Consider the following 25,378-nt stretch of genomic DNA (forward strand, 5'->3'; position numbering starts at 1 on the left):
TCAGCTCACCCCTTGACGGCGCCGGAGGTCAGGCCGGCGACGATCCGGCGCTGGAAGAACAACACGAAGAGGATGATCGGGATGGTGATCACGACGGCGGCCGCCGCGATCGATCCCGCCGGGTCCTCGAACTGCGAACTGCCGGTGAAGAACGACAGCGCCACCGGCACGGTCCGCGACTGCTCGGTCGACGTGAGCGAGATCGCGAACAGGAAGTCGTTCCAGCAGAAGATGAACACCAGGATCGCCGTCGTGAACACACCCGGCGCGGCCAGCGGCGCGATGACACGGCGGAACGCCTGCCCCGGCGTCGCGCCGTCCATCTTCGCCGCCTTCTCGAGCTCCCACGGGATCTCGCGGAAGAACGCCGACAGGGTGTAGATCGCGAGCGGCAGCGCGAACGTGATGTACGGCAGGATCAGGCCGGGCCACGTGTCGAAGAGGCCGAGCCCGCGCTCGATCTCGAACAACGGCGACACCAGCGACACCTGCGGGAACATCGCGATCAGCAGCGAGACGCCCACCAGCAGGTTCTTGCCGGGGAAGTCCAGCCTGGCGATGGCGTAGGCCGCCATCGTGCCGAACACCACGGCGATCGCGGTCGCGATGAGCGCGATGCCGATCGAGTTGATCAACGCCCGCGTGAACTCGGTCGTGGAGAAGATGTTCTCGTAGTTCTCCAGACTCCACTCGCGCGGGATGAAGTTGCCGTCCGCCAGCGTCTTGGACGACTTGAACGACAGCGACACGATCCACAGCACCGGGAACAGCGCGTAGATCACGACGACCGCGTTGAGCAGACCCCAGCCGACCTTCTTGCCGGTGGTCTCGGCTCCACCGATGCCAGCCATCAGCGCTTCCCCCCGTCGTCGCTGCCGGGAGCAGCGGTGCCGAAGAGCTTGATGAACACGAACGCGATGATCGCGACCATGATGAAGATCAACACCGACATCGTCGATCCGATGCCGAGGTTCAAGCCCTTGATGAGGTTGTTGTAGGTCAGCATCGACACCGACGACGTGCCCTGCGAACCCGCGGTGAGCACGAAGAGGTTGTCGAAGATGCGGAACGCGTCGAGCGTGCGGAACAGCAGCGCCACCAGGATCGCCGGCTTCATGATCGGCACGGTGATCTTGATGAACCGCTGCCACGCGCTCGCACCGTCCATCGCGGCGGCCTTGAGCAGATCGTCAGGAACGAGCGCCAGACCGGCCATCAGCAGCAGGGCCATGAACGGCGTGGTCTTCCAGATCTCCGCGAGGCCCACCACCATCAGCGCCGGAATCTTCTCCGTGAGCACCGGTTCACTGCCGAGCGCCTCGGAGAGGTACCCGGTGCCCGGCGTCCAGGCGAAGCGCCACGAGAACGCCGCCACGACGGTGACGATGCCGTACGGGATCAACGTCGTCGTCCGCACGATGCCACGCCCGACCAGGGCGCGGTGCATGATCAGCGCGAGCGCCATGCCCAGTACCAGCTCGACGGCGACCGTGACGACGGTGAGCAGCACCGTCACCCACACCGCGTTCCACCAGTACGGGCTGCTGAGCACCGTGACGTAGTTGTCGAACCAGATCCACTCGGTGCGGTCCGGGAACTTCAGGTCGAACCGCTGCATCGACAGCAGCAGCGAGTAGAGGATCGGCCAGCCGGTCACCGCGATCATGGTGAGCGCGGCCGGCGCGCAGAGCATCCAGCCGAGCCTGCGCTCCGCCTTCTTGCCCTCGCTCAGCACAGCTTTCTTCTTGGGCGCAACGGTTTCCGGTGACGTCTCCGTCGTCGCCGCACCCTTTGTCGTCGTCTGACTCACGGCAGCACCCCCTTTGAGTCGAGAGCGTTCTGCAGTTCCTTGCGGAGCCTGTCCGCCGTGGCCTGCGGGTCGATGCTCGCGGGCGGCGACAGGATCGTGGAGATGACCGTCGAGACGTTCTGGTAGGCGGGCGTGCGCGGCCGCACGCTCGCGTTCCGCAGCGTCTCCTTGATGTCGTCGCGCATCGGGTACGCCTCGGCCATCTCGGGCTCGTCGTAGACGGCCTCGATGGTCGGTGGCACACCGTCCTTGAGCGCGGCGAGCTTCTGGCTTTCCGCGCTGCGCAAGCACAACACGGCGTCGAACGACTCGTTCGGGTGAGTGGTGTAGCTGCTGACGGCGTAGTTGATCCCGCCGACGGTGACCTTCGACTGGTCACCGCTCACCGCGGGGTACGGCGCCCACTTGAAGTTCTTCGCGAAGTCCGGCTTCTTCTGCGCCGCCGCGTAGACGTACGGCCAGTTGAGCTGGAACGCCGCGGTGCCACCCTCCATGGCGAGCCGCGCGTTGTCCTCCGCCGCGTTGGAGAAGGACGGGTCGATCGCCTTCGACGTGGCCAGCTTCTTCAACGCTGCCAGCGCTTGCACGGCCTTGTCGTCGACCACGGCCTTGGTGCCGTTCTCGTCGAGGATGGTGCCGCCGTTGGAGTTGACGAGGGTGTTGTACAGCACGACGAGCCCCTCGTACTGCTTGCCCTGCCCCACGATCCGGCCGGGCTTCCCTTCCGCCACCAGCGCCTCGGCCATGGAGATCATCTCGTCCCACGTCTTCGGCGGCGTGGGCACCAGGTCTGAGCGATACCAGAGCAACTGGACGTTGGTGTTGTCCGGCGCTCCGTACAACTTGCCCTCGTAGGTCGCCGTGTCGAGCGGCGTCCGCAGAGTGCCGCTCTCCACCTGCGACTTGACCGAGCCGGTGAACTCCTTGATCCAGCCCGCCTTCGCCAGCTCCGCGGTCCACGTGACGTCGAGCCCGAGGACATCCATGCTGTCGTCTTCCGCCGCGAGTCTGCGCACCATCTGTTCGCGCTGACCGTCCGCTTCGCGCGGCAACTTGTTGTAGACGATCTTGTAGCGCCCGCCGGCCTTCGCGTTGCAGTTGTCGACGATGGCCTGGAAGTTCTCCTGGGGATACTTGTAGACGTTCACGGTGATGCCCTGGCCGCCAGACCCGCACGCCGTGAGAGTTGTCGCCGCGAGCAATGCGGCTCCTGCCCCGACGGCGAGTCGATAGCGCCGTGTCGCACCCATCGGCCCTGCCTCCTTCCCGACTACACGGAGGAGCCAGACCGCTGCGCCCGGCACCTCTTCGTGCCACCGGCCGCACCGGGCGGACCGGTCAACCGAACCTAGGCCCGGTGATCAGGAGCCGCAACCAGCAGGAGCAACGATTCAGAACAAATGTGCGTCCTCGCGTCTCAATTCCCGGGGTTCGCGGGCCGCATCGCGAGCTTCGCGAGCAGGTCACGGCCCTGTTCGGCCGATTTCGGGTGGCACAGCACGTCATACCTTCCCGCGACGAGCTGGCTCGCGGACTGGAAGTCGCGCTTGCCGCGCGCCGACCCGTACCCGACCGCCGCGAACACCAGCCCGAAGAACACACCGGTGATCAGACCGGTGAGCACCGGCCCGACCGTGACGCCCGGCTCCGGGCTGAAGAGGGTGAGCAGCAGGCCGACGAAGAGACCGAACCAGGCCCCGCTCGCCGCTCCCGTCGCGAGGACCCGGCCCCAGGTCAGCTTGCCCGTGACCCGCTCCACCAACATGAGGTCGACCCCGACCACGGTGATGTCCTGCACCGAGAAGTCTTCGAGGGCAAGGAAGTCGACGGCGCGCTGGGCTTCCTCGTACGTGGCGTACGAGCCGATCGGCCACCCCGTGGGCGGGGTGGGCAGGCGGGGCGGGACGCCGGGCCGGTTCGGGTTGGCGAACGGACTCGTCACAGGGACCACCTCTGTCGGACGCGCTGATCGTTCCATCCTGCCAGTGCCCGGTGCGGAGTGCGCAGATGCCTACGGGTGTTTTGCCGGGTTCAGCGTCCTGGGCCGGGGAACGCGAGCTCGAACCGGTGCGCGAACGCCCGGTAGGACCGCGCGTGGACGTCGTGGAGGTCCACTACCCGCTCCCGCTCCTTGCGCAGCACCTCACCGGCCGCGGCGGCGTTGCCGTTCAGCATGTGGATGATCGCGAGCTTCCGCGCCCGCTCGAAGTCGAGCAACGTCTCCGGCTTGGCGACCAGCTCCTTGGTCAGGGTGTCCCACTTGGCGTACTTGTCGATGTACGGCACGCCGTGCAGCAGAAACGCGCTCACCAGCGACGAGGCGACGGCCGTGTGGTCGCTGCCCGGCTCGAAGGTCCACCGCCAGACCGGCTTCTCCCCCATGAGGGCACCCAGGGGCAGCGACAGCACGGGCGTGCCGGGGATTCCCACGCCCAGCGCGCGGCAGACCTCGTCGTACCGGCGGAAGCAGACGCCGACCAGCGGCGTGAGGTCGACCGATCCCGCGACCCCGAACCCGAGCCAGCCGGAACAGCCGTCGTCCCGGTCCTGGAGCCAGACGTGGCCGCGCCGGACGAAGCCGGTTGGGGCCAGGGCGGTGTCCACGGCTACCAGCACGTCGGTCTTGGGACTCATGCCTTCAGTGCAACACCGGCCGCAAGAACTTGACCAGTTCGTTCAGCGCATCGGGTGGCACGTCGTCGAGGTGCTCGGTGAGCTGCAAGAGGATGCGTCCGCCGCCGAGGTCCTCGACCGCGTGGCACGGCGCGGAAGCGCAAACCTGTTGCACACCACCCAAAGCGGCCACCTGACGCGGACCCAGCAGCGTTGCCCAGTGTGGCCCCCTGGCCAGTTCCGCTGCCGTGAAAAGGGATTCGTCGAACCCGACGCCCACCGCGACCTCGTGCGCGGTGCGCACACCGACGTGGTCCAGCGTGATCCAGCCGCCACAGGCACGCGTCAGGGTGGCGCCTGAGCGGAAGGCGGTGAGCCAGTTCTGTTGTACCGCATGGGAAATCCAGCCGCGGAACAACGAGCGGGAGGCCGTGACCACGATCTGGTGCGGGAAGGAGGGGTCGTCCTTCAACAGGATTTCCGCGCACCAGCCACCATCGACCAGGGGTAACCCCTGCGAGTCGAGCTGGACGAGCTGCACGCGCAGGAAGGAAGGCAGGTCCGAAAGCGCCTCCGACCACGACCGAAGAGTGAACTCACCCGATGAGAGCAGCAGGCGGGCGTAACCCGGTGGGCCCCAGGGCGTTGTATCGGACGGCCGGTAGTCACGGGCGACGGCGACCAGTTCGGAGATCGAGGCCGGGCAGAGGGGCGCCAGCAGGTCGGTGAAGACGAAGCCGAGCCACGCGGCCAGCGCGGGACGGTCGACGACGGAGAACGTGTCCAGCTCCATGCGGACGACGTGCGGCGGCGACACAGGTCCCGGAAGCGTCAGATCTGTGCTCAAAGTGAGCGAACCCTATGGCCCGCACGGAAAAAACGTTAGGGGCCACTCTCGTGAAAGAATGACCCCTAACGGACGAACCTCTAGCCGCGGGACTGGTACTCGCGCAGCAGGCCGCGCGAGATGATCGTCTTCTGGATCTCCGAGGTGCCCTCGCCGATCAGCAGGAACGGGGCCTCGCGCATCAGTCGCTCGATCTCGTACTCCTTGGAGTAGCCGTAGCCGCCGTGGATGCGGAACGCCTCCTGCGTCACCTCGGCGCAGTACTCCGACGCGATCAGCTTGGCCATGCCGGCCTCGACGTCGTTGCGCTGGCCCGAGTCCTTCAGGCGGGCGGCGTTGACCATCATCAGGTGCGCGGCCTCGACCTTGGTGGCCATCTCGGCGAGCTTGAAGGCGATGGCCTGGTGCTCGGCGATGGCCTTGCCGAACGTCTTGCGCTGCTGGGCGTAGTCGATGGCGAGCTCGAACGCGCGGATCGCGATGCCGCACGCGCGGGCGGCGACGTTCACGCGGCCCACCTCGACGCCGTCCATCATGTGGCGGAAGCCCTGGCCGGAGACACCGCCGAGGATCTGGTCGGCAGCGATCTCGAAGCCGTCGAACACCATCTCCGTGGTGTCGACGCCCTTGTAGCCCATCTTGTCGATCTTGCCGGGGATCGTGAGGCCCGGCAGGACCTCGCCGTAGCCCTCGGGCTTCTCCACCAGGAACGTGGTGAGGTTCTGGTGCGGCTTCTCGGCACCCTCGTCGGTCTTCACCAGCACCGCGGTCAGGTTCGACGTGCCACCGTTCGTCAGCCACATCTTCTGGCCGCTGATGGAGTACCCGTCACCGGACTTGGTCGCGCGCGTGCGGATCGCCGCGACGTCGGAACCCAGCTCCGGCTCGGACATGGAGAACGAGCCGCGCACCTCACCGGCGGCCATGCGCGGCAGGTACTTCTCCTTCTGCTCCGGCGTGCCGTGCTGCTTGAGCATGTGCGCCACGATGAAGTGGGTGTTGATGACACCGGAGACGCTCATCCAGCCGCGCGCGATCTGCTCGACGACGAGCGCGTAGGTCAGCAGGGACTCACCGAGGCCGCCGTACTCCTCCGGGATCGTCAGGCCGAAGAGGCCCATCTCCTTCATGCCCTCGACGATGTCGGCGGGGTACGTGTCGCCGTGCTCCAGCGTCTGGGCGTGCGGGATGATCTCCTTGTCCACGAACGTGCGAACGGTCGCGAGGATTTCTTCCTGGATGTCCGTGAGACCCGCGGTCTGGGCGAGGCGCGCCATCGCACTTCCCTTCCGAAGCAAGAGTTACCGGCGAGTATGGACCGGTTAACGCTCGTTTGCGACCGCGGTGTGCTCACCGCAACACAGTCGCGCCAGCTGTACCGAAACAGCATCCCTGACTGGTGGAACCGCGCACCCACACACGGCGAACTGCGCCACCGGACCCTAAGATCCCGGCTCACCACTTTCTAGGGGGACCGCGATGACGTACGACCCGTACAACCCGAAGCAGCCGGGCGATCCATACGGCCAGCAGCCGGGCCAGCCCTACGGCCAGCCGATGTACGGCCAGCAGCCGATGTACGGCGGTTACGGCTACCAGCCACCCAAGCCGCAGACGAACGCGATCCTCGCGCTGGTGCTGTCGCTGGTGGGCTTCGCGACCTGCGGCGTGACGTCCATCGCCGGCGTCATCTTCGGCCACATCGCGATGGGGCGGATCAAGCGGGGCGAGGAGGACGGCCGCGGCATGGCGCTCGCGGGCGTGATCATCGGTTACGTCGTCATCGCCGGTTGGCTGATCTATCTGGCGGTCATCATCATCGCCCTCGTCGTGGCGGCCAACCAGGGCATTCAGTAGCGAGGCTCAGCTCGCGAGGACGATCTCCAGGGAGTCGCCGCAGTGGCGGCAGACGTCGGCGAACACGTGAACGTCGGCATCGCATCCCGGGCAGCTGCGGAAGCTGCGCTCGAGCAGGTCGTCTTCGCGGCGCTTGAAGAGCCGCAACCGTCTGCTCGCCTTACCGTTACTCGAACGTGACATGCCACGAGCATGCACCGCACCTGGGGGCGGATCGCAAACCTCGGTGACGGATTGTGCGCCACTTCACCCGTTTTGAACGCAACCCGTGACGGTCGAACACGTCCAGTAACGGTTCAGGTGAAATGGAACACAATCCGTAACGGGAATCAGTCCTCCGGCGGAGTCCAGACGTTCGACCGCGACATGCCCGCGGCACGGCCCTTGCCCGAGATCACGAGAGCCATCTTCCGCGACGCCTCGTCGATCATCTCGTCGCCGAGCATCACCGCGCCGCGCTTACCGCCGGCCTCGGACGTGTAGTACTCGTACGCGTCGAGGATGTTCTCGGCGTGGTCGTAGTCGTCCTGCTTCGGGCTGAAGACCTCGTTGGCCGCGTCGATCTGGCCGGGGTGCAGCACCCACTTGCCGTCGAAGCCCAGCGCCGCGGAACGTCCCGCCACGCGCTTGTAGCCCTCGACGTCGCGGATCTGCAGGTAGGGGCCGTCGATGGCCTGCTTGTCGTGGGCCCTCGCGGCCATCAGGATCCGCATCAGGATGTAGTGGTAGGCGTCGCCGACGTCGTAGCCGGGCGGCTGCTCACCGACGACCAGCGACTTCATGTTGATGGACGCCATGAAGTCCGCCGGGCCGAAGATGATCGTCTCGACGCGCGGGGACGCGGTGGCGATCGCGTTGACGTTGTTCAGGCCCAGGGCGTTCTCGATCTGCGCCTCGATGCCGATCTTGCCGACCTCGTAGCCCATCGTCTTCTCGATCTGCGTGATCAGGAAGTCGAGCGCGACGATCTGCTCCGGCGTCTGGACCTTCGGCAGCATGATGCAGTCGAGGTTCGCACCCGCGCCCTCGACGACCTCGGTGACGTCGCGGTAGGTCCACTCCGTCGTCCAGTCGTTGACGCGCACGACGCGGGCCTTGTCGCCCCAGCCGCCCTCGTTCAGCGAGGCGACGATGGTCTTGCGGGCGTCCGGCTTGGCCAGCGGGGCGCAGGCGTCCTCCAGGTCCAGGAACACCTGGTCCGCCGGCAGCGTGCGCGCCTTGTCGATCATCTTCTGGCTCGAACCTGGAACCGCCAGACACGAGCGACGGGGACGCTGCTGGTCGACCACTGGAGTACCTCCTCGTACCGGCCGGTAACTATGTGCGCCACAGTGGCACGCATCGCTTCCGGGCGCATATTCGCTGAGTCCCGTTTCACAAACGCGAGTTCGCGTCGGACGGCCGACTTCAGGCGAACTCGCCGCCGTCTGCGGAGCAGCGGCCATCCAACACTGGCAGGCTGAACCGGTGGAGATCACTCGAGTACTGGACGCGGCGCTACGGAAAGCGGCAGCCGTGTGGATCACCTCACCCGGCCACGAACCCCGTCTCGTGCACGCGCATTGGCGTGACGACGCGTTGTGGGTCATCACCGGCGGCACCGAACAGCAGGTGCCCGGCCTGACCGACCAGGCGCAGGTCACCGTCACCGTGCGGTCCCCCAGCACGCACTCGCACCTGATCGACGCCACCGCCACCGCGCACCTCACCGAGCCCGACGAGGAGACGGCGCAGGCGCTGAAGACCGCCCGGCTCAACACCAAACCGGAGTGGGAAGCGGTGTACCGGTTGGAGTTCAGCGCATGATCACGGTTCCCGAAGGCTTCGGAAAGGCGCTCGGTGAACGGGCGGACGAGTGGGTGGCGTCACTGCCGAAGCTCGCCACCAAGGCGTGCTCGCGGTGGCGGCTGACCCCGGACGGGCCGTTGATGAACGGGATGTGCGCCATCGTGCTCCCGGTCCGCCAAGCCGACGGGCACCGGGCGGCTCTCAAGATCACCTGGGTCGGCACCGAGACCGAGAACGAACCGCTGGCCCTGCGTGTCTACAACGGTGAGGGCGCGGTGCGGCTGCTCGACCACGACGAAGAGCTCGGCGCGTTGCTCCTCGAACGCCTCGACCACACGCACTCGCTGGACGACGAGCCGATCGACAAGGCGATCGGGGTGATCTGCGGGCTGCTGCGCCGCCACCGCGACCTGACCGCGCCCGCCGAGATCCGCCGGTTCGAGGGCGAGCTGCGGGACCACCCAGCGATCCCGCGCGAGCTGTTCGCCGCCGCACGTGACGTTGCCGACAACAGGACCATGGGCACCACGCTGGTGAACGAGGACCTGCACTTCCAGAACGTGCTGCGCGGCGACCGCGAACCGTGGTTGATGATCGATCCGAAGCCGCTGTCCGGTGACCGCGAGTACAGCGTGATCCCGTTGCTGTGGAACAGGTTCGACGAGCTCGACGGCCAGAAGGGCCTGACCGACCGCTTCCTCGCGATCTGCGACGCCGCCGAGCTCGACGTGGCGAAGGCGCGGGACTGGACGCTCTGCCGGGCGGTCGCGAACTGGGTGTGGTGCCTGGAAGAGGACTTGGAGGACTTTGCGGGCTTCTGCGCCGAGATCGCCCGGTGGGCGGCCAGAACCTGATCTAGCCTGGTCCTGTGGTGGCTGTGAACCGGGTTTACATCGCTCAGCTGGCCGGACTTCCCGTCTTCGGCCCCGACGGCGAACCGATCGGCAAGGCCCGCGACGTCGTGATCAGTCTCCGGATCGACCGCCAGCCGCCGCGGGTGCTCGGCCTGGTCGTGGAACTGGTGACGCGCCGGCGCATCTTCGTGCCGATGCTGCGGCTCACCTCGATCGAGCCGAACGCCGTCACGCTCGCGACGGGCTCGGTGAACCTGCGGCCGTTCCATCAGCGCGTCAACGAGGTGATGGTGATCGGCGAGCTGCTCGACGCCAAGATCCAGCTCGCGGACGGCGGCACGGCGGTCGTCGTGGACGCCGCGATGGAGCTCACCCGCACCCGCGACTGGCGGATGGTCAAGGTGGCCGCCCGCCAGCGCACCGGCAGGTTCGGCTTCAAGGGCCCGACGCAGGTGTACCGGTGGGAGGACGTCGGTGGCCTGAGCGTCAACGAGATCGCGGGCCAGCCGCAGGGCGCCCAGCAGCTCGTCGCGGTCTTCGAGGGCATGCGCGCGGCGGACGTGGCTCATGCGCTGCACGAGCTACCCGCCAAGCGCCGCCACGAGGTCGCGGACGCGCTCGACGACGAACGGCTGGCGGACGTCATCGAGGAACTGTCCGAAGAGGACCAGAAGGACATCCTGTCGCACCTGGACGAGGAACGCGCCGCGGACATCCTGGAGGCGATGAACCCGGACGACGCGGCGGACCTGCTGGCCGAGCTGGCCGAGGGCACCAAGGACCGGTTGCTGGAACTGATGGAACCCGAGGAGTCCGAACCGGTCAGGCGGCTGCTCGAGTACTCCTTCGACACCGCCGGCGGTCTGATGACACCGGAACCGATCATCCTCACGCCGGACGCGACGATCGCGGAAGCGTTGGCACGAGTGCGAAATCCCGACCTGACACCTGCTCTGGCCTCGATGGTGTTCGTGTGCCGCTCGCCGTCCGCGACCCCGACCGGCCGCTACCTCGGCTGCGTCCACATCCAGCGGCTGCTGCGCGAACCACCGTCCGATCTGGTCGCGGGCGTGCTCGACACGTCGCTGGTGCGGCTGCCGCCCTCGGCCTCGCTGAGCGACGTCACGCGCTACTTCGCCACCTACAACCTGGTGTGCGCCCCGGTCACCGACGAGGACGAGCACCTGCTCGGCGCGGTGACCGTCGACGACGTGCTGGACCACCTGCTGCCGGACAACTGGCGCGAGACGGGACTGAGCCATGCCTGAACTGCTGCCGCGGCGCAGACTCGACCAGCCGCGCGAGCCGCGTGGCCTCCGCTTCTCGATCGACCCCGAGGCGTTCGGTCAGTTCTCCGAACGGCTCGCGCGGTTCCTCGGGACCGGCAAGTTCCTGTTCTGGCAAACGCTGATCGTCGTCGTATGGATCGCGCTGAACCTGTTCGCCGTGACCCTGCAGTGGGACCCGTACCCGTTCATCCTGCTGAACCTGGCGTTCTCGACGCAGGCCGCCTACGCCGCGCCGTTGATCCTGCTCGCGCAGAACCGGCAGGACGACCGCGACCGGGTGTCGCTGGAGGAGGATCGCGCGCGGGCGGCGCAGACCAAGGCGGACACCGAGTTCCTGGCGCGTGAGCTGGCGGCATTGCGGCTCGCGGTGGGTGAGGTGGCGACGCGCGACTTCATCCGCAGCGAGCTGGAGAAGCTGGTGAAGGAGCAGAACAACCAGCGGAAGGTCCGGCCGTGAGCCGGGTCACGGCTTGATCTGTCCACTCGCGACCAGGTCCGACAGGACCTCGTGGATCGCGGGCGCGGTCTCGGCGTGCTCGCGGTACTCGGACTGCGTCACGTAGGTCAGCTCGGCGATCTCGCTCGTGGGCTCCGGTGTGCCGAGCAACGAAGCCGTGAAGCAGGTCATGTCGACGATCGCGCCCTCACCCTCCCCGTACGCGGGGGCGACGTAGCGCTTCAGGACGGCAGGGCTCTCCAGCTCGATCCCGAGCTCCTCCCTGACCTCCCTGCGCAGGGCGTCGGGAAGGGACTCGCCCGGCTCGATCTTGCCGCCGGGAAGGTAGAAGGCCTTCTTGTTGCGTGAGCGCACAACGAGGAGGCGGCCGGCCTCGACGTGCACAAGCCCCACCACGGTGATCACGGAAACACGTCGTCCGCAGCCAGGCGGTCGCACGTGTGGCCGAAGGCCTCGAGCTCACCGGGCCCGAAGCTCTCCCCGAAGTGCTCGGCGACTCCCGCCAGGTGGGTGGCGGACGCGCTGCGCAGGCGTTCGGCACCGAGCGGTGTGAGCACGGCCACGATGCCGCGTCCGTCACCGTCGGCGCGTTCCCGCCCCACGAGGCCGGCGCGTTCCAGGCGGTCCACGAGGCGGGTGACGCCGGAACGGGACAGCAGGACGGCGTCGGCCAGTTCGGTCATGCGCATGCGCATGGAAGGCGTCTCGGCCAGTTGAACCAGCACGTCGTACGCCGCGAGCGAAAGGCGCTGCTCAGCAATCAGTTCGGCCTCGAGGACCCTCGTGATCCGTGCATGCGCGCGGAGGAACGATCGCCACACCCCTAGCTCGACACGGGTGGGCAACCGGGAACTACCCGATTCCGGCACGGACGTCGATGTTACGGACAGCTCCGCCCCCGCTACGACCTGGCCCTGTGGTCAAATGTGACCGGCCGGTAGGACAGGTGTGAACCGGACGTAGCATGGCTGGGTGACCACCACGCAGCCCCTCCCCACCGTCGAGGACGTCCGCAAGGCGCTGGCCGGTGTGCAGGACCCCGAGATCCGCCGCCCGATCACCGAGATCGGCATGGTCAAGGACGTCGAGGTGGGCTCGGACGGCGCTGTGGTCGTCGGGGTGTTCCTGACGGTCGCGGGCTGCCCGATGCGCGACAAGATCACCAAGGACGTCACCGCCGCGGTCGAGGCGCTCGACGGTGTCTCGTCCGTGCGCGTCGACCTCGACGTGATGAGCGACGCCCAGCGCACCGAGCTGCGCAAGCAGCTGCGCGGCGGGGTTGAGGAACCTGTCATCCCGTTCGCCCAGCCGGGCTCGCTGACGCGCGTGTACTGCGTCGCGTCCGGCAAGGGCGGCGTCGGCAAGTCCTCGGTGACGGTGAACCTGGCCGTGGCGATGGCCGAGCGCGGCCTGTCGGTCGGCGTGGTCGACGCGGACATCTACGGCCACTCGATCCCGCGCATGCTCGGCACCGACGCGCGGCCCACCCAGGTCGAGAAGATGATGATGCCGCCGCAGGCGCACGGCGTGAAGGTCATCTCGATCGGCATGTTCACGCCGGGCAACACCCCGGTCGTGTGGCGCGGGCCGATGCTGCACCGCGCGCTGCAGCAGTTCCTCGCGGACGTGTTCTGGGGCGACCTCGACGTGCTGCTGCTCGACCTGCCGCCCGGCACCGGCGACGTGGCCATCTCGGTGGCGCAGCTCGTGCCGAACGCCGAGATCCTGGTGGTGACGACGCCGCAGCAGGCCGCGGCCGAGGTGGCGGAGCGGGCCGGGTCGATCGCGCTGCAGACGCGTCAGCGGGTCGCGGGCGTCATCGAGAACATGTCGTACTTCGAGATGCCGGACGGTTCGCGCGCGGAGATCTTCGGCGCGGGTGGCGGTCAGGCCGTCGCGGAGTCGCTGACCAAGACCATCGGCTCCGACGTGCCGTTGCTCGGGCAGGTGCCGCTCGACCCGCGGCTGCGGGAGAACGGCGACACGGGCACGCCGATCGTCAAGGCCGTGCCGGACTCGGCAGCGGCCGGGGTTCTCACCGACGTCGCCAAGAAGCTGACCGTGAAGTCGCGCGGCCTGGCGGGTCGGCTGCTGAACGTCTCCCCCGCAGGGCGCTGACCCCGCGAGATCGCGCGCCGGACGCAGCCCGCCCCACCAGGGGGACCTAGCCACCCACTAGGTCAGGACGCTACTCGCGGGAGCGGGCTGTCAACCCACCGCTGGGCGATCTGTGGACAACTCAGGTCGCGTCCGGGTCGTACGGCGGGCGCTCGCCCGGTGCGAGAGGACGCTGCTCGGGCGGCGGAGGCGTGGACGGCGTCGGGTAGCCGTTGGCCTTGGTCGGCTCCGGGTCGTCGAAGAGGTGCTTGGCGACGGCCCGCTTCGGGTCGAAGTTGCGCAGCTCGCGGAGGTCCTCGAGAGGCTTGCGGAGCTGCTCGAACTCCGGGCCCATCTCCTGCTTGAGCTGTTCGCGCGCGCCGGTCGCGTACTCGCGGACCTGGCGCACCGTCTTGCCCAGCCAGGCCGCGGCGGACGGCAGGCGTTCGGGCCCCAGAATGAAGAGACCCGCGACGACGATGATGAGGATCTCTACCCATCCGATGCTGTCGAACACAGGTCCCAGCCTACTGCCCGTGGCCCGGAAACCTGCCGGGTCATGGGCAAGGTCAGTCGCTCTTGAGGGTCACGTCGAGTTTGAGCTCACGGCCCTGCCGGGCCAGCACCACCTGCACCGTTTGGCCGATCTCGTGCTCGCGAACGGCGACGACCAGCTCGGCGGCGTTGCGGACCATCCGGTTGCCCACCTTGGTGATCACGTCGCCCTCCTGGATGCCCGCTGCGGCCGCGGCGCCCCCTGCGGGAACGTTCTGCACCTGAGCGCCCTCGGAGGTCTCGGCGGACACGGACTTGACGTTGACGTTCATGTCCGCGTGCTTGACCTGGCCGCTGCGGATCAGCTCCTGGCTGATCTTGCGCGCCTGGTTGCCGGAGATCGCGAAGCCCAGGCCGACGGAGCCGCCGGTCTCGGTGCGGATCGAGGAGTTGATGCCGACCAGGGCACCGCGCGAGTCGACCAGCGCGCCACCGGAGTTGCCGGGGTTGATGGCCGCGTCGGTCTGGATCGCGTCGTAGGTGACCTGCGGGCCGCCGTTCTCGCCTGCCGCCGTCACCGGGCGGTGCAGTGCGGAGACGATGCCCTCGGTGACGGTGTTGGACAGCTGCAGCGGCGAGCCGATGGCGATCACGCTGTCGCCGACCTGGAGCTCGTCGGAGTTGCCGAACTGCAGCACGGTCGGGTTCGTGACCTCGACCTTGATCACGGCGAGGTCGGTCTTGGGGTCACGGCCGACGACGCGGGCCTGTGCGCGCGTGCCGTCGGTGAAGACGGCGCTGAGCTTGGCGGACGAGTCCTGGGCCGCTGGGGCGACGACGTGGTCGTTGGTGAGGATGTAACCGCCTGCCTCGATGACGACACCGGAACCGACGCCCGCCACGTTCGCGCCCTTGAACTCGATGGACACGACGCTCGGCGTGACGCGCTTGGCGATGTCCGAGATCGAACCGGCTGGGCGTTCCTTGCCCTGCTCGACCTCCGCCAGCGTCACCGTCGAGTCGGTCAGCGGGTTGCCCGCACGGCCGATCAGCCAGCCGACGAGGCCACCGGCGGCGCCGACGAGCAGAGCGACCGCCGTCAGCAACGCGAGGGCCGTCGGCTTCACGCGCCGGCCGAAGATCAGTTCGGGAACGCTCAGCTGTGGACCGGGGTCCTGCTTCTTCTCAGCTTCACGCGGCGGGTCCTCGCCCACGGCGGGCGGGCCGATCACGGCACCCGAAGCGGGGTCGCGCCACGGGTCGCCGGCGGGCTTGTCGCCCCAGAACACGGGATCGATGTCCGGATCCGGCTCACCCATCGGCTGCGGCGGGCGCTGCAGGAGTTCGGAGGAGCCCTGGCGGCCGAACGCGGTCACGAGGGACTCGGGAGGCGGCGGTGCCGACTGCACCTGCGGAACGGGCACGTCACGCGTGGCGAACGCGCCGGAAACGCCGTCCGGGCGGCCGAAAGCGGAGGCATACGCGGGGTCGACCGGCGGCTGCACCAGGGGCCGTGGCCGGAGCCTGCGGTGCGCTCCGTCGTCCACTCCGGAAACGGGTGTGGGCGTCTGGCCGTTGGGCGACTGCTGGCTCATCTCTCCCCGAATTTTCCGCTAGGAGTGCTGAGTTACAGCGTGCCTCACGAACGGTGAAATGACTGTCAGGGGGTGGTCGCGAAGACCGCGCCGGCGTTCTGCGGCACCGACGGCGAGGCGGGCGCGTCGCTTTCCGGCGAGGTGAACGCGAGTGCGCCGAGCAGCATGCCGCTCACCACGACCCCGGCACCCTGCCGCGCGCGACGGCCGCTGAACCAGCCGTTGCTGCCCAGTGGTCTCGACGACCCCAGCACGGGGCCGGAGCCGAACGCGGGCTTGTCCGTCCTCTGCACGGCGACGAACTGACCGTCCTCGGTGATCGCGAGCCCGTCCGGTGCGGACGGCAGCTCGACCTCCTGCGGGATGGCACCGAGCCTGTCGAGCAGCGACGCCGACGCCGTGGGCGCCGCCGCGGTGCGCACGGCCGCGCGCGCCTGCTGCTGGGTGTAGGTCTCGAAAGCGCAGAAGCCGCAGCGCTGGATGTGCGCAGAGGCTCGCTCGTGTGCGACCGAGGACAGCTCTCCGTCCACGAACGCGACCACGGCATCCGGCAACAGGTGCTGCTCAGGCAGGCCCCAACCACGGAGGTCGGTCATGCAGAGTCCTCCAGCAACGATTCCTGACGACGGCGTTCGAGCGCGACCTTCAGAGCCTGGCGGCCCCGATGGATCCTGCTCCTCACGGTACCCATCTTCACCCCGAGCGTGGCACCGATCTCCTCGTAGGAGAGTCCTTCCACGTCACAGAGCACGACGGCGGCACGGAACTCCGGCGGGAGCTCGTCCAGCGCGGCCTGCAGATCGGGGTCGAGGTTCTTCTCGTCGTAGATCTCTTCAGGGGACAGGTCGTCACCCTCGAGGCGGTCGTTGTCCTCGGGCAGCGCCTCCATGCGCACGCGGCTGCGGCGGCGAGCCATGTCGAGGAAGAGGTTGGTGGTGATGCGGTGCAGCCACCCCTCGAAGGTGCCCGGCTTGTAGGACGCGAGCGAGCGGAAGACGCGGATGAACGTCTCCTGCGTGAGGTCCTCGGCATCGTGCTGGTTGCCGGTCAGGCGGTACGCGAGCCGGTAGACCCGGTCCGCGTGCTCGCGGACGATGGAGTCCCACGAGGGCGGCGTCCAGTCGGCCGTCTCGATGGGCGCGACGGCCTCCGGCGAACTCGACTGCGTGCGCATCAGGTGTTTCGGCACCTCCATGTGGGCCGCCCGGCGACCCTTGTGCGGCTCAACGAACGGTGGGTCCGGCTTGTTCCCGACCAGAGCCTGGCTTCTTGCTGCCCTACCTTCTCCTGCTCCCTTAAAACGATCGTGAGAGCTGCCTGAGAGCACCCTGAGAATCTCGGTTCGGGCCGCGTTCACCCGTTTTGGGCACGCGTGGCACTAACCTGCTATCCCGTGACCTCGGAATCGGCCCTGCGGGAGTACGTCGAGCAGTACCTCCCCGAGGACGACGTGCACCTGGCAGCACGAGCACGCGGCCAGGAGCTGGGCTGCGTGCCCATCGGCGCCGGCGGAGGCGCCGCCCTGCGGTTCCTCGCGACGGCACTCCAGGCGAAGGCGGTCGTCGAGATCGGGACAGGCGCGGGCACCAGCGGCCTCTACCTGCTCGCGGGCATGCCGCAGTCGGGCATCCTCACGTCGATCGACGTGGCCCCCGAGCACCAGCGCGCCGCCCGCGAGGCCTACGCCGCCGCGGGCATCTCGCCCTCGCGCACCCGCCTGATCATGGGCAAGGCGCTGGACGTGCTGCCTCGTCTCACCGACGCGGCCTACGACCTCGTGTTCGTCGACGCCCACAAGCCCGAGTACCCGCAGTACCTCGAACACGGCGTCCGCATGCTGAGGCCGGGCGGTGTCATCGCGTTCGACAACGTCCTCTGGCACGGTGCCGTCGTCGACCCCTCCAAGCGTGACGAGTCGACCCAGGCGATGCGGGACATCGCCCGGCTCGTGAAGGAGGACGACCGGCTCGTTCCGGTGATCCTGCCGCTGGGCGACGGCCTGCTCGTGGCGGCACGCCGGCCATAGCAGTACGCAGGGAGCTTTCGTACTCTCCCGGAGTACGCGGGGTCCCCGCGTGTGGCAAGCAAACGGTCAGTAAGCCCGGACGCCCTTGCCGAGGACCGTGACGCCGCCCGCTGAAACGGTGTAGCGCTCACGGTCCATCGGGGCGTCCACGCCGATCAACGCGCCGTCGGGCACCACGACGTTCTTGTCCAGGATCGCCCGCCGCACCACGGCACCCTTGCCGATGCGCACACCGGGCAGCAGCACCGACCCCTGCACCACGGATCCGACCTCGACGGTCACGTCCGACGAGATCACCGAGCCGTGGATCTTGCCGGAGATGATCGAGCCGGGTCCGACCATCGAGTCCTCAGCGGACCCACCGGCGATGAACTTCGCGGGCGGCAACGGCGGTGTGGCGGTGCGGATCGGCCACAACTGGTTGTACAGGTTGAAAATCGGATTGACCGAAACGAGATCCATGTGGGCGTCGTAGTAGGCGTCGATCGTTCCGACGTCACGCCAGTAGCCGCGATCCCGGTCCGTGGCGCCGGGAACCTCGTTGTCCTGGAAGTCGTAAACGTGCGCCTTTCCCCGGTCCACCAACATCGGGATGATGTCGCCGCCCATGTCGTGGTCGGAGTCCGGGTTCAACGCGTCGCCGCGCAGCGCGTCCAGCAGGGCCTCGGTCGTGAAGACGTAGTTGCCCATTGAAGCGAAAGTGACATCCGGGTCGTCCGGCACGTGCGGCGGTTCGGACGGCTTCTCCAGGAAGCGCGTGATCTTGCCGGACGCGTCGGAGTCGATGCAGCCGAACGCCTTCGCCTCGGTCCGCGGCACGCGGATGCCCGCGACGGTCACGGCCGCGCCGGACTCGATGTGCTGCGAGATCATCTGCGACGGGTCCATCCGGTACACGTGGTCGGCACCGAAGATCACGACGTGGTCGGGCTTCTCGTCGTGGACCAGGTTCAGCGACTGGAAGATCGCGTCGGCGGAGCCGGTGTACCACCGAGGGCCCAGACGTTGCTGGGCCGGCACCGGTGTCACGTACTGACCGAGCACATTGGACAGGCGCCACGTCGTCGAGATGTGGCGGTCCAGCGAGTGCGACTTGTACTGCGTCAGCACGCAGAGCTTCGCGAGCCCCGCGTTGACCAGGTTCGACAGCACGAAGTCGACCAGCCGGTAGTTGCCCCCGAAGGGCACAGCCGGTTTCGCGCGGTCGGCCGTCAGTGGCCACAGGCGCTTGCCTTCACCACCGGCAAGCACAATTCCGAGAACGTGCGGCTGCCCCTTCACGGTATGTGACCCTATCTGTGCGATCGCGCTTCAACCAGTCACAAACTGGTTCGTCCCAACAAGGACCGCTGTGATCTACGGTGGGTGCGTGCGAGTTGCGCTGATGACGCGGGAGTACCCGCCGGAGGTCTACGGCGGCGCTGGTGTGCACGTGGGATTCCTCGTGCCCCATCTCCGCGAACTGGTCGACGTTGACGTGCACTGCTTCGGTGCACCTCGCGGAGACGCCACTGCCCACAACCCACCGCACAGCCTGGAGCAGGCGAACGCGGCGCTGACGACGCTCGCGGTCGACCTCGAGATGGCTCAGGCGGTGTCCACGGCGAACCTCGTGCACTCGCACACCTGGTACGCCAACATGGGCGGTCACCTGGCCAAACTCCTGCACGGGATCCCGCACGTGGTGACGGCGCACTCGCTGGAGCCGCGCCGGCCGTGGAAGGCAGAGCAGCTCGGCGGCGGGTACCGGATCTCGTCGTGGGCGGAGCGGACCGCGTACGAGCACGCGGACGCGGTCATCGCCGTGAGCGAGGGCATGCGCGCGGACGTGCTCGACGCCTATCCCGCGCTGGATCCGGCGAAGGTGCACGTGGTGCGCAACGGGATTGATTCCGCCGCGTACCACCCGGTGAGCGAGACCGACGCGCTCACCTCCCGCGGCATCGATCCCGAGAAACCGATCGTGGCGTTCGTGGGACGGATCACCCGGCAGAAGGGCGTCGGGCATCTGGTCGCCGCCGCGCACCACATCGATCCCGCCGCGCAGATCGTGCTGTGCGCCGGCGCTCCGGACACGCCGGAGATCGCCGAGGAGACCAAGCGTGCCGTGACCGAGCTCGCGGCGACTCGCGAAGGCGTCTTCTGGATCCAGAAGATGCTGCAGCCCGCCGAGGTGCGGCAGATCCTCAGCCACGCGGCGGTCTTCGTGTGCCCGTCGGTCTACGAACCGCTCGGCATCGTGAACCTGGAGGCGATGGCGTGCGGCACGGCTGTCGTCGCGAGTGACGTCGGCGGCATCCCGGAGGTCGTCGCCAACGGCGAGACGGGGCTGCTGGTCCACTACGACGAGCACGATTTGTCGACATATCGACTTCAACTCGCCGAGTCGATCAACGAGCTCATCGCCGACCCGGACCGCGCGCAGCGCTTCGGAGCCGCCGGACGCAAGCGCGCTGAGCAGGAGTTCTCCTGGTCGGCGATGGCCGAGCAGACGGTCGAGGTCTACCGCAGTGTGATTTGAGACACACCCCCTTGGGGCAACCCCAAAGTGTGAACGCCGCCTTTAACCAGTAGTGACGTAGTGGTTTCAACTGGTGAGGGGCGCGAAGACTGTGCGGTGTGCGGTGCTGGCTCTGACGGTCCTCCTCGCGGTGACTGGATGTGCCACGGCGACCAAGACACAACCGGCCGCCGTGCAGCCCACCATTGACGGCGTGAAGGTCGCGGACGCCTCTGACCTGCAGGCACAGGCCGAGGCCCAGCTCGCCTACACGCTCGAGTACGGCTACGTGGCACGGGCGGGCGCGGCGGCGGTCAGCTGCTGGTTCGCCAAGACCGGCGTCGAGTCCGAGGTGGACAAACGGCTTTGGTGCGGACCGGTCCAGGTGCCTGGCAGCGGGGCGAGCACCGACTGGGTGCCCGTGCCGTTGAAGGAAGTCACCAAGAACGGTGACGAGGTCCGCTACGAGGTGCAGTCACCGCAGGTGCCGGAGAAGGGCACCCGCAGCACGCCGCTGGGCACGCTCGTGCGCACCGACGGCAAGGAGTTCGATCCGAAGAAGCACCAGGACCTCACCGCCGGCCGCGACTTCCTCGCCGTGCTGCCCGACGACGGCAAGCGCTCCAACGCCGACCTCGGCCTTGGCAACGTCGACATCAAGCTGCGCGACGACCTGCTCGCCACCGCGGTCACCGGCTGGGCGAACCCGGACATCTGGTTCACCGCGGAGGGCACCCTGCGCGCCGAGACCGGCAAACGGTTGCGCGTCGTCAGGATGAAGGTCGAGAAGCTCTGGGAGACCGACAGCGGTTTCCACCGCACGAACTGGCAGGGCTTCGCGCCGCAGCCGTCCGAGCTCGCGTTGGAGGTGCCCGGCAAGCGTCAGCTACTGCCCGCCGACCGCCTCCCGGCCAACGGCTCGGTGTTCGTCGTCTACACGGTGCCCGACCCGCAGGAGGGCGCGGAGACGCTCGCCCTCGGCTCGCTCGGCGCCAAGTCGCTGGAGCAGCGCGTCGAGCTCCCGTCCGGCAAGCGCACCGACACCCCGCCGCACGTGCTGCAGCGCGCCGCGGGCCCCGCCCAGTTCCACGAGGCGACCCAGAAGATCCGCTTCGCCGACCGCGAGCTCGGGATGAAGATCACCGGTGTCCGGCTCGGCCGCCAGCGCCCGGTGAAGCTCGGCGAGGGCCAGTACGACGTCGCCACGATCTCAGCGCCGGACAAGGCGTTGCTGGAGGTGCGGATCGAGGCCACCGGCAACCTGCCCGACACCGCGGGCGGCAGCCAGACCAAGGACCTGATCACCGTGAGGCTGCAGGACGGCTCCACCGCGCCCCAGGTCGGCGCCCGCTACGACGGCGGCCCGCTGCCGTTCGCGATCGTGGTCGAGGTCCCCGCCGACACCCGCTCGGTCTCCGTCGGCATGGAGACGGGCACACCGGACCTTCCGAGACTGGGCAAGACCGCGATCTCCCCCGTCGACTCCCGCATCACCCTCGCCCTGGAGTTCTGAACCAGCATCGCGGCGAGCGCCAGCCAGCCGATGATCACCAGGACCAGGCCGCCCCAGCCCCACTCGCCGTAGGCGGTGCTGCCGGACGTACCGCCGACGCTGCTGCCCACGTAGAACCCGCACAGGTACAGCCCGGACGCGTGGCCGCGCGCGTTGGACGGGGCCCGTGCGCCGACCCAGCTGCTCGCGATGGCGTGCGAGGCGAAGAAGCCCGCCGTGACGACGGCCAGGCCGAGCGGCACCCACAGCAGGCTCGCGAGCGTGCCCACCGCCACCACCCCGATGGTCATGAGCAGCACGCGCCCGCGGCCGAGCCGGTCGGCCAGCCTGCCCGCGAACGCCGCCGACGTGCTGCCGAACGCGTAGAAGACGAACACCAGCGACTCCAGCCACGACGGACCGGTGAGCTGGAAGCCCGCGACGTTGTAGAACGAGACGAACGCGCCGACCATCAGCACGGAGACCACGTACAGCGAGAGCAGCACCGGGTCTTTCAGCGCGGCCTTCATGCCGCGCGGCGCCCGCTTCGGCGCCGCCTGGGCACGGGGCAGGAAGAAGACGACGACCAGCGCGGCCACGAGTCCGACGACGCCGCTGAGCAGGATCGACCCACGCCAGCCCAGCCAGTCCGCCGTCGTGCCGGAGAGCAGCCTGCCGAGCATGCCGCCCACGCTGTTGCCCGCGATCATCGCGCCCATCGCGGCACCGAGCCTGCTCTTGTCGAGCTCGTCCGCGAGGTAGGCCATCGAGGCCGCGGGCACCCCGGCCGCCGCGACGCCCTGCAGCATCCGCAGCACCAGGAAGACGTCGTAGTCCGGCGCGAACGGCAAAACCACGCCCAGCACGCCCGCCAGCAGCACGCTGATCACGATCACCGGCCGGCGTCCCACCCGTTCGGACAGCATCGCCACCGGCACGACCACCACGGCCAACGCCAGCGTCGCCGCCGACATCGCGAGCGACGCGCCGCCGGGGCCGAGGCCGTATTCGGCGGCGATCTGCGGCAGCACCGGCTGCGGCGCATAGAGCAACGCGAAACACGCGAGCCCCGATGCGGCGATGGACGCGGTCAACCTGTTCACGCATTCGACGCTAAGCCATACGTCCAATACGGAAATGGGTGAGAATCAATTCATGGATGAATTGGAGCTGGCCCCGAAGCTGGCGGTGCTGAAAGCGCTTGCCGCCGACGAGCACGTGACCCGTGTCGCGGAACGCGTCGGGCTGCCCCAGCCGACGGTCAGCCGCTGGCTCGCCGAACTGGGCGAGCAGCTCGGCGCGCCGATCGTGGTGAAAGCCGGCAGGCGGGTCCGGCTGACCCGCGCCGGGCGGCTGCTCGCCGACGCCGCCACCCGGTCGCTGGCCGCGCTCGAACCCGGCCTGCGCGAGGTCGAGGAGGAGCTCGACCCGGAGAAAGGCCGCGTGGTGCTGGGCTTTCTGCACATGCTCGGCCGGTCGGTGGTGCCGGAGCTGGTGCGCGGGTTCCGCGCGGACCACCCGCACGTCCGGTTCGGACTGATCCAGAACGCCCGCTACACCGTCGTCGACAAGCTGCTGCAGGGCGAGATCGACCTGGCGTTGGTCGCACCGCCGCCCGACGGTCCCGAGTTCGAGTCGGCCGTCCTCTTCGAACAGGAGCTGATCGTCGTCGTGCCGGTCTCCCACCGGCTGGCCACCAGGAAGTCCGTGCGGCTCAAGGACTTGGCAGACGAGCAACTGATCCTCCTGGAGCACGGCTACGGCCTGAGGCAGATCACCGACGACATGTTCGCGGCCGCCGGGATCTCGCCGCGGATCGCCTTCGAGAGCCAGGAGATCGAGACGGTGCGCGGCCTGGTGGCGGCGGGTCTCGGCGTCGCACTGCTGACGCACGCCGAGCCCACACCGCCTGCCGGGCTGCGCGAACTACCGCTGGCGCCGCGGGCGAGCCGCGTCTTCGGGCTGGCCTGGCTGAAGGACCACCCGTTGCCGCCCGCGGTCCGCGCTTTCCGCGAGCACGCGCTCGGAATTCACGACGTCCAGCGCTGAGTCCCGGACCACGTCCGCAGGTACGACTCGGCGCCGCCCAGCATGTCCTGCACGAGCTGGTCACCGCCGAGCTGACGGACCTTCTCGACCCAGTCCGGCAGGAGACCGACGTGCGCGCCGCCGTCGACGTTGACGTCCCAGACGCGCTCGCCGGTGCGCTGCCGGTCGACCAGCGGGCCGCCGGGGTAGCTGCGGAACGGGTAGGTCACGCCGGTCTGCGGTGCCGGGTGCGAGCCCACGCCGTTGTAGTCGGAGCCGAACCCGATGCCCACGCCGTACTTGCGCCGCAACGGCTCCGCGGCGGCCGCCTGCGCAACGTACCCGCCGGGATCGTTCTCGTACCCGGCCACGAACCCTCCGAGCTGGTAGACCTGCTCGGTCCACTGCGCGTCCATCCAGCTGTGGCTGGAGATGACGCCGGGATAGCGCTTCTGCGCGGCCAGCTCCAGCGTGCGGCCGGCGGCCTTCACGCTCATGTGGTCGATCTCGATCATCATGTGCCGCTTCATCATGGCCTGCACCGCGTACTCGCCGAGCGACGTGAGGCCGCGCACGTTGCACCGCTTCGCCGGGTCGTAGGCTGGCGCGACGACCGAAGCCGGGATCAGCGCGTTCGGGCCGACCGTGCCGATCGGGTTGTCCTGCTGCGGTCCCCTGCACTGCTCGGTCTGCCACCACTGGCCGGTGCGCAGGAACTGACCCGCGTTGATCACGCCGCCCTGCGTGCCCGAGTCGAACCGGACACCGCACAGCGCGTTGTCGAACTTGTGGCACAGGAACGCGCTGCGCACGCCGAGCGCGTACATCTCGTCGAGGCCGCGGTCGATGTCGGCCTTGCCGCACAACGGGATGTCGAGGAACGTCCGGCAGCCGAAGAGCTCAGAGGTCTCGATGCCGAGCACGACCGCGAGCTTGCCCTGCTCGACGACCTGACGGGCCTGCTCGGACGACGTGACGATGCGGAACCAGCCCTTGCCGGGCCCGCCGAACATCTTGTCGATGAACGCCTGGAGCTCGTAGGTGCGCTGGGCCTGCAGCCGGACCGAGGCCATCTCGTCGCACGGCCGGTCCTTGAACGGGTGGATGATGCACAGCTCTGCGTTGCTCGTGAGGTCGGTGACCAGCACGCGCTGCCCGCCGCGCCACGCCCGTTCCAGCCAGGCGTAGTAGTTCTGCTGGTGCGAGACGGTCGTGTAGGAGGGCCAGTCCTTGAACGTCGGCCAGCCCACCGGGTCGTGGCCGTCGAAGTCGCCGGTGACGATCGCCTCGAAGAGCGCTCCCAGGCCTGCCGGGTAGTGCTCCGGGCAGTCCTTCAGCGCGTCCGCCACGCCCTGCTCCGAGAACGGCTTGCCGCAGATCAGCCTGCCGCCGAAGCCCTCGTTGGTCATGAGGTGGTTGTGCGCGTCGATGAACCCGCGCACGTTCCCCGCGCCGTCCGTGCCCTGGAACGGCTCGCCCGTGACGTTGATCTCCGAGTCCGGCGCGGGCCTCGCCACCGGTTCCCACCAGGGCGTGCTCGCGGCTGCGGGGGTCAGCGCCGACAAGACCAACGAGGCGGCGAGAGCCAGGCGAAGTAACACGAGCGCTCCTCTACGACGGTGTGAAGGGG

General features: G+C 68.5%; 27 protein-coding genes. 9 read left to right on the forward strand and 18 right to left on the reverse strand.

The features are described 5' to 3' along the window. Window positions 1-5: 5 nt before the first annotated feature. From JOD27_RS27265 to JOD27_RS27295, 7 genes are all read right to left on the reverse strand, one after another. Complete coding sequence (locus JOD27_RS27265) at window positions 6-851, reverse strand: carbohydrate ABC transporter permease (RefSeq protein WP_204765134.1); 846 nt, start codon at window positions 849-851, stop codon at window positions 6-8. Further along, a complete protein-coding gene (locus JOD27_RS27270) occupies window positions 851-1,810 on the reverse strand; it encodes a carbohydrate ABC transporter permease (RefSeq protein WP_307830341.1) in 960 nt (319 codons plus the stop codon). The genes JOD27_RS27265 and JOD27_RS27270 overlap by 1 nt, the downstream gene beginning before the upstream one ends. After that, window positions 1,807-3,060, reverse strand: coding sequence for an ABC transporter substrate-binding protein (locus JOD27_RS27275; RefSeq protein ID WP_204765135.1), 1,254 nt, complete (start codon window positions 3,058-3,060; stop codon window positions 1,807-1,809). The genes JOD27_RS27270 and JOD27_RS27275 overlap by 4 nt, the downstream gene beginning before the upstream one ends. Before the next feature lie 167 nt (window positions 3,061-3,227). Then, window positions 3,228-3,788 carry a YflT domain-containing protein gene (locus tag JOD27_RS27280; RefSeq protein ID WP_204765136.1) on the reverse strand — a complete coding sequence of 187 codons (561 nt, stop codon included), beginning with the start codon at window positions 3,786-3,788 and terminating at the stop codon, window positions 3,228-3,230. 53 nt (window positions 3,789-3,841) lie between these two features. After that, window positions 3,842-4,444, reverse strand: a complete 603-nt coding sequence (locus tag JOD27_RS27285) for a hypothetical protein (protein ID WP_204765137.1) — start codon at window positions 4,442-4,444, stop codon at window positions 3,842-3,844. Between the two features lie 4 nt (window positions 4,445-4,448). Further along, window positions 4,449-5,270, reverse strand: coding sequence for a hypothetical protein (locus tag JOD27_RS27290; protein WP_204765138.1), 822 nt, complete (start codon window positions 5,268-5,270; stop codon window positions 4,449-4,451). 80 nt (window positions 5,271-5,350) lie between these two features. Beyond that, window positions 5,351-6,547 (reverse strand): acyl-CoA dehydrogenase family protein, encoded by a 1,197-nt coding sequence (locus JOD27_RS27295; protein ID WP_204765139.1) that lies wholly within the window; start codon window positions 6,545-6,547, stop codon window positions 5,351-5,353. 202 nt (window positions 6,548-6,749) lie between these two features. Between JOD27_RS27295 and JOD27_RS27300 the strand changes: the two genes are divergently transcribed. Beyond that, window positions 6,750-7,127, forward strand: a complete 378-nt coding sequence (locus tag JOD27_RS27300; RefSeq protein WP_204765140.1) for a DUF4190 domain-containing protein — start codon at window positions 6,750-6,752, stop codon at window positions 7,125-7,127. A 6-nt stretch (window positions 7,128-7,133) separates the two neighbouring features. Here the strand turns inward: JOD27_RS27300 and JOD27_RS27305 are convergent, their stop codons facing one another. Continuing rightward, window positions 7,134-7,310 (reverse strand): hypothetical protein, encoded by a 177-nt coding sequence (locus tag JOD27_RS27305; RefSeq protein ID WP_156094379.1) that lies wholly within the window; start codon window positions 7,308-7,310, stop codon window positions 7,134-7,136. Between the two features lie 146 nt (window positions 7,311-7,456). Beyond that, window positions 7,457-8,416 (reverse strand): HpcH/HpaI aldolase/citrate lyase family protein, encoded by a 960-nt coding sequence (locus JOD27_RS27310; RefSeq protein WP_204765141.1) that lies wholly within the window; start codon window positions 8,414-8,416, stop codon window positions 7,457-7,459. A gap of 178 nt (window positions 8,417-8,594) precedes the next feature. On the opposite strand from JOD27_RS27310, the gene JOD27_RS27315 reads away from it, so the two are divergent. The 4 genes from JOD27_RS27315 to JOD27_RS27330 are packed head-to-tail and all read left to right on the forward strand — an operon-like array spanning window position 8,595 to window position 11,515. Next, window positions 8,595-8,933 (forward strand): hypothetical protein, encoded by a 339-nt coding sequence (locus JOD27_RS27315; RefSeq protein WP_307830342.1) that lies wholly within the window; start codon window positions 8,595-8,597, stop codon window positions 8,931-8,933. Further along, window positions 8,930-9,769, forward strand: coding sequence for an aminoglycoside phosphotransferase family protein (locus tag JOD27_RS27320; protein WP_204765142.1), 840 nt, complete (start codon window positions 8,930-8,932; stop codon window positions 9,767-9,769). The genes JOD27_RS27315 and JOD27_RS27320 overlap by 4 nt, the downstream gene beginning before the upstream one ends. Window positions 9,770-9,783: 14 nt before the next feature. Then, on the forward strand, window positions 9,784-11,037 hold the full coding sequence (locus JOD27_RS27325; protein ID WP_204765143.1) for a magnesium transporter MgtE N-terminal domain-containing protein: 1,254 nt from the start codon (window positions 9,784-9,786) through the stop codon (window positions 11,035-11,037). After that, entirely contained in the window at window positions 11,030-11,515 is a 486-nt protein-coding gene (locus JOD27_RS27330; RefSeq protein ID WP_204765144.1) for a DUF1003 domain-containing protein, read from the forward strand. Before JOD27_RS27325 ends, JOD27_RS27330 begins: the two co-directional genes overlap by 8 nt. Window positions 11,516-11,521: 6 nt before the next feature. Here JOD27_RS27330 and JOD27_RS27335 read toward each other — a convergent pair whose 3' ends face one another. Both JOD27_RS27335 and JOD27_RS27340 read right to left on the reverse strand, forming a co-directional pair. Further along, window positions 11,522-11,920 (reverse strand): NUDIX hydrolase, encoded by a 399-nt coding sequence (locus JOD27_RS27335; protein WP_204765145.1) that lies wholly within the window; start codon window positions 11,918-11,920, stop codon window positions 11,522-11,524. Continuing rightward, window positions 11,917-12,384 (reverse strand): MarR family winged helix-turn-helix transcriptional regulator, encoded by a 468-nt coding sequence (locus tag JOD27_RS27340; RefSeq protein WP_204765146.1) that lies wholly within the window; start codon window positions 12,382-12,384, stop codon window positions 11,917-11,919. The genes JOD27_RS27335 and JOD27_RS27340 overlap by 4 nt, the downstream gene beginning before the upstream one ends. Window positions 12,385-12,487: 103 nt before the next feature. Between JOD27_RS27340 and JOD27_RS27345 the strand changes: the two genes are divergently transcribed. Then, window positions 12,488-13,633 carry an Mrp/NBP35 family ATP-binding protein gene (locus tag JOD27_RS27345; protein ID WP_204765147.1) on the forward strand — a complete coding sequence of 382 codons (1,146 nt, stop codon included), beginning with the start codon at window positions 12,488-12,490 and terminating at the stop codon, window positions 13,631-13,633. Between the two features lie 121 nt (window positions 13,634-13,754). On the opposite strand, the gene tatB is transcribed toward JOD27_RS27345, so the two are convergent. From tatB to sigE, 4 genes are all read right to left on the reverse strand, one after another. Then, complete coding sequence (tatB, locus tag JOD27_RS27350) at window positions 13,755-14,129, reverse strand: Sec-independent protein translocase protein TatB (protein WP_204765148.1); 375 nt, start codon at window positions 14,127-14,129, stop codon at window positions 13,755-13,757. A 52-nt stretch (window positions 14,130-14,181) separates the two neighbouring features. Beyond that, window positions 14,182-15,702 (reverse strand): S1C family serine protease, encoded by a 1,521-nt coding sequence (locus JOD27_RS27355; RefSeq protein WP_204765149.1) that lies wholly within the window; start codon window positions 15,700-15,702, stop codon window positions 14,182-14,184. 65 nt (window positions 15,703-15,767) lie between these two features. Beyond that, window positions 15,768-16,298, reverse strand: coding sequence for a zf-HC2 domain-containing protein (locus JOD27_RS27360; RefSeq protein ID WP_239569050.1), 531 nt, complete (start codon window positions 16,296-16,298; stop codon window positions 15,768-15,770). Continuing rightward, a complete protein-coding gene (gene sigE, locus JOD27_RS27365; protein WP_204765150.1) occupies window positions 16,295-16,876 on the reverse strand; it encodes an RNA polymerase sigma factor SigE in 582 nt (193 codons plus the stop codon). Before sigE ends, JOD27_RS27360 begins: the two co-directional genes overlap by 4 nt. Window positions 16,877-17,095: 219 nt before the next feature. Between sigE and JOD27_RS27370 the strand changes: the two genes are divergently transcribed. Beyond that, window positions 17,096-17,728, forward strand: coding sequence for an O-methyltransferase (locus JOD27_RS27370; protein WP_204765151.1), 633 nt, complete (start codon window positions 17,096-17,098; stop codon window positions 17,726-17,728). 66 nt (window positions 17,729-17,794) lie between these two features. On the opposite strand, the gene glgC is transcribed toward JOD27_RS27370, so the two are convergent. Further along, window positions 17,795-19,009 (reverse strand): glucose-1-phosphate adenylyltransferase, encoded by a 1,215-nt coding sequence (glgC, locus tag JOD27_RS27375; protein WP_204765152.1) that lies wholly within the window; start codon window positions 19,007-19,009, stop codon window positions 17,795-17,797. 88 nt (window positions 19,010-19,097) lie between these two features. Between glgC and glgA the strand changes: the two genes are divergently transcribed. Further along, window positions 19,098-20,249, forward strand: a complete 1,152-nt coding sequence (gene glgA, locus JOD27_RS27380; protein WP_204765153.1) for a glycogen synthase — start codon at window positions 19,098-19,100, stop codon at window positions 20,247-20,249. A gap of 1,329 nt (window positions 20,250-21,578) precedes the next feature. Here glgA and JOD27_RS27385 read toward each other — a convergent pair. Continuing rightward, window positions 21,579-22,823 carry an MFS transporter gene (locus tag JOD27_RS27385; protein WP_307830343.1) on the reverse strand — a complete coding sequence of 415 codons (1,245 nt, stop codon included), beginning with the start codon at window positions 22,821-22,823 and terminating at the stop codon, window positions 21,579-21,581. Between the two features lie 52 nt (window positions 22,824-22,875). On the opposite strand from JOD27_RS27385, the gene JOD27_RS27390 reads away from it, so the two are divergent. Then, window positions 22,876-23,769, forward strand: a complete 894-nt coding sequence (locus JOD27_RS27390) for a LysR family transcriptional regulator (RefSeq protein WP_239569052.1) — start codon at window positions 22,876-22,878, stop codon at window positions 23,767-23,769. Here the strand turns inward: JOD27_RS27390 and JOD27_RS46810 are convergent. Then, window positions 23,751-25,349: an amidohydrolase family protein gene (locus JOD27_RS46810; protein ID WP_204765155.1), complete on the reverse strand. Its 1,599-nt coding sequence runs from the start codon at window positions 25,347-25,349 to the stop codon at window positions 23,751-23,753. The two genes, JOD27_RS27390 and JOD27_RS46810, sit on opposite strands and share 19 nt — an antisense overlap. Between the last annotated feature and the right edge of the window lie 29 nt (window positions 25,350-25,378).

The sequence above is a fragment of the Lentzea nigeriaca genome, assembly GCF_016907955.1.
Classification (GTDB): domain Bacteria; phylum Actinomycetota; class Actinomycetes; order Mycobacteriales; family Pseudonocardiaceae; genus Lentzea; species Lentzea nigeriaca.

What these genes read in the sequence shown, in the direction of transcription:
- JOD27_RS27285 (WP_204765137.1), bottom strand. Translation starts at nt 4,444, where the DNA reads ATGAGTCCCAAGACCGACGTGCTGGTAGCCGTGGACACCGCCCTGGCC.
- JOD27_RS27390 (WP_239569052.1), top strand. Translation starts at nt 22,876, where the DNA reads ATGGATGAATTGGAGCTGGCCCCGAAGCTGGCGGTGCTGAAAGCGCTT.
- JOD27_RS27280 (WP_204765136.1), bottom strand. Translation starts at nt 3,788, where the DNA reads ATGGAACGATCAGCGCGTCCGACAGAGGTGGTCCCTGTGACGAGTCCG.
- JOD27_RS27295 (WP_204765139.1), bottom strand. Translation starts at nt 6,547, where the DNA reads ATGGCGCGCCTCGCCCAGACCGCGGGTCTCACGGACATCCAGGAAGAA.
- JOD27_RS27360 (WP_239569050.1), bottom strand. Translation starts at nt 16,298, where the DNA reads ATGACCGACCTCCGTGGTTGGGGCCTGCCTGAGCAGCACCTGTTGCCG.
- JOD27_RS27265 (WP_204765134.1), bottom strand. Translation starts at nt 851, where the DNA reads ATGGCTGGCATCGGTGGAGCCGAGACCACCGGCAAGAAGGTCGGCTGG.
- sigE (WP_204765150.1), bottom strand. Translation starts at nt 16,876, where the DNA reads ATGCGCACGCAGTCGAGTTCGCCGGAGGCCGTCGCGCCCATCGAGACG.
- JOD27_RS27320 (WP_204765142.1), top strand. Translation starts at nt 8,930, where the DNA reads ATGATCACGGTTCCCGAAGGCTTCGGAAAGGCGCTCGGTGAACGGGCG.
- JOD27_RS27275 (WP_204765135.1), bottom strand. Translation starts at nt 3,060, where the DNA reads ATGGGTGCGACACGGCGCTATCGACTCGCCGTCGGGGCAGGAGCCGCA.
- JOD27_RS27305 (WP_156094379.1), bottom strand. Translation starts at nt 7,310, where the DNA reads ATGTCACGTTCGAGTAACGGTAAGGCGAGCAGACGGTTGCGGCTCTTC.
- JOD27_RS27355 (WP_204765149.1), bottom strand. Translation starts at nt 15,702, where the DNA reads ATGAGCCAGCAGTCGCCCAACGGCCAGACGCCCACACCCGTTTCCGGA.
- JOD27_RS27300 (WP_204765140.1), top strand. Translation starts at nt 6,750, where the DNA reads ATGACGTACGACCCGTACAACCCGAAGCAGCCGGGCGATCCATACGGC.
- JOD27_RS27330 (WP_204765144.1), top strand. Translation starts at nt 11,030, where the DNA reads ATGCCTGAACTGCTGCCGCGGCGCAGACTCGACCAGCCGCGCGAGCCG.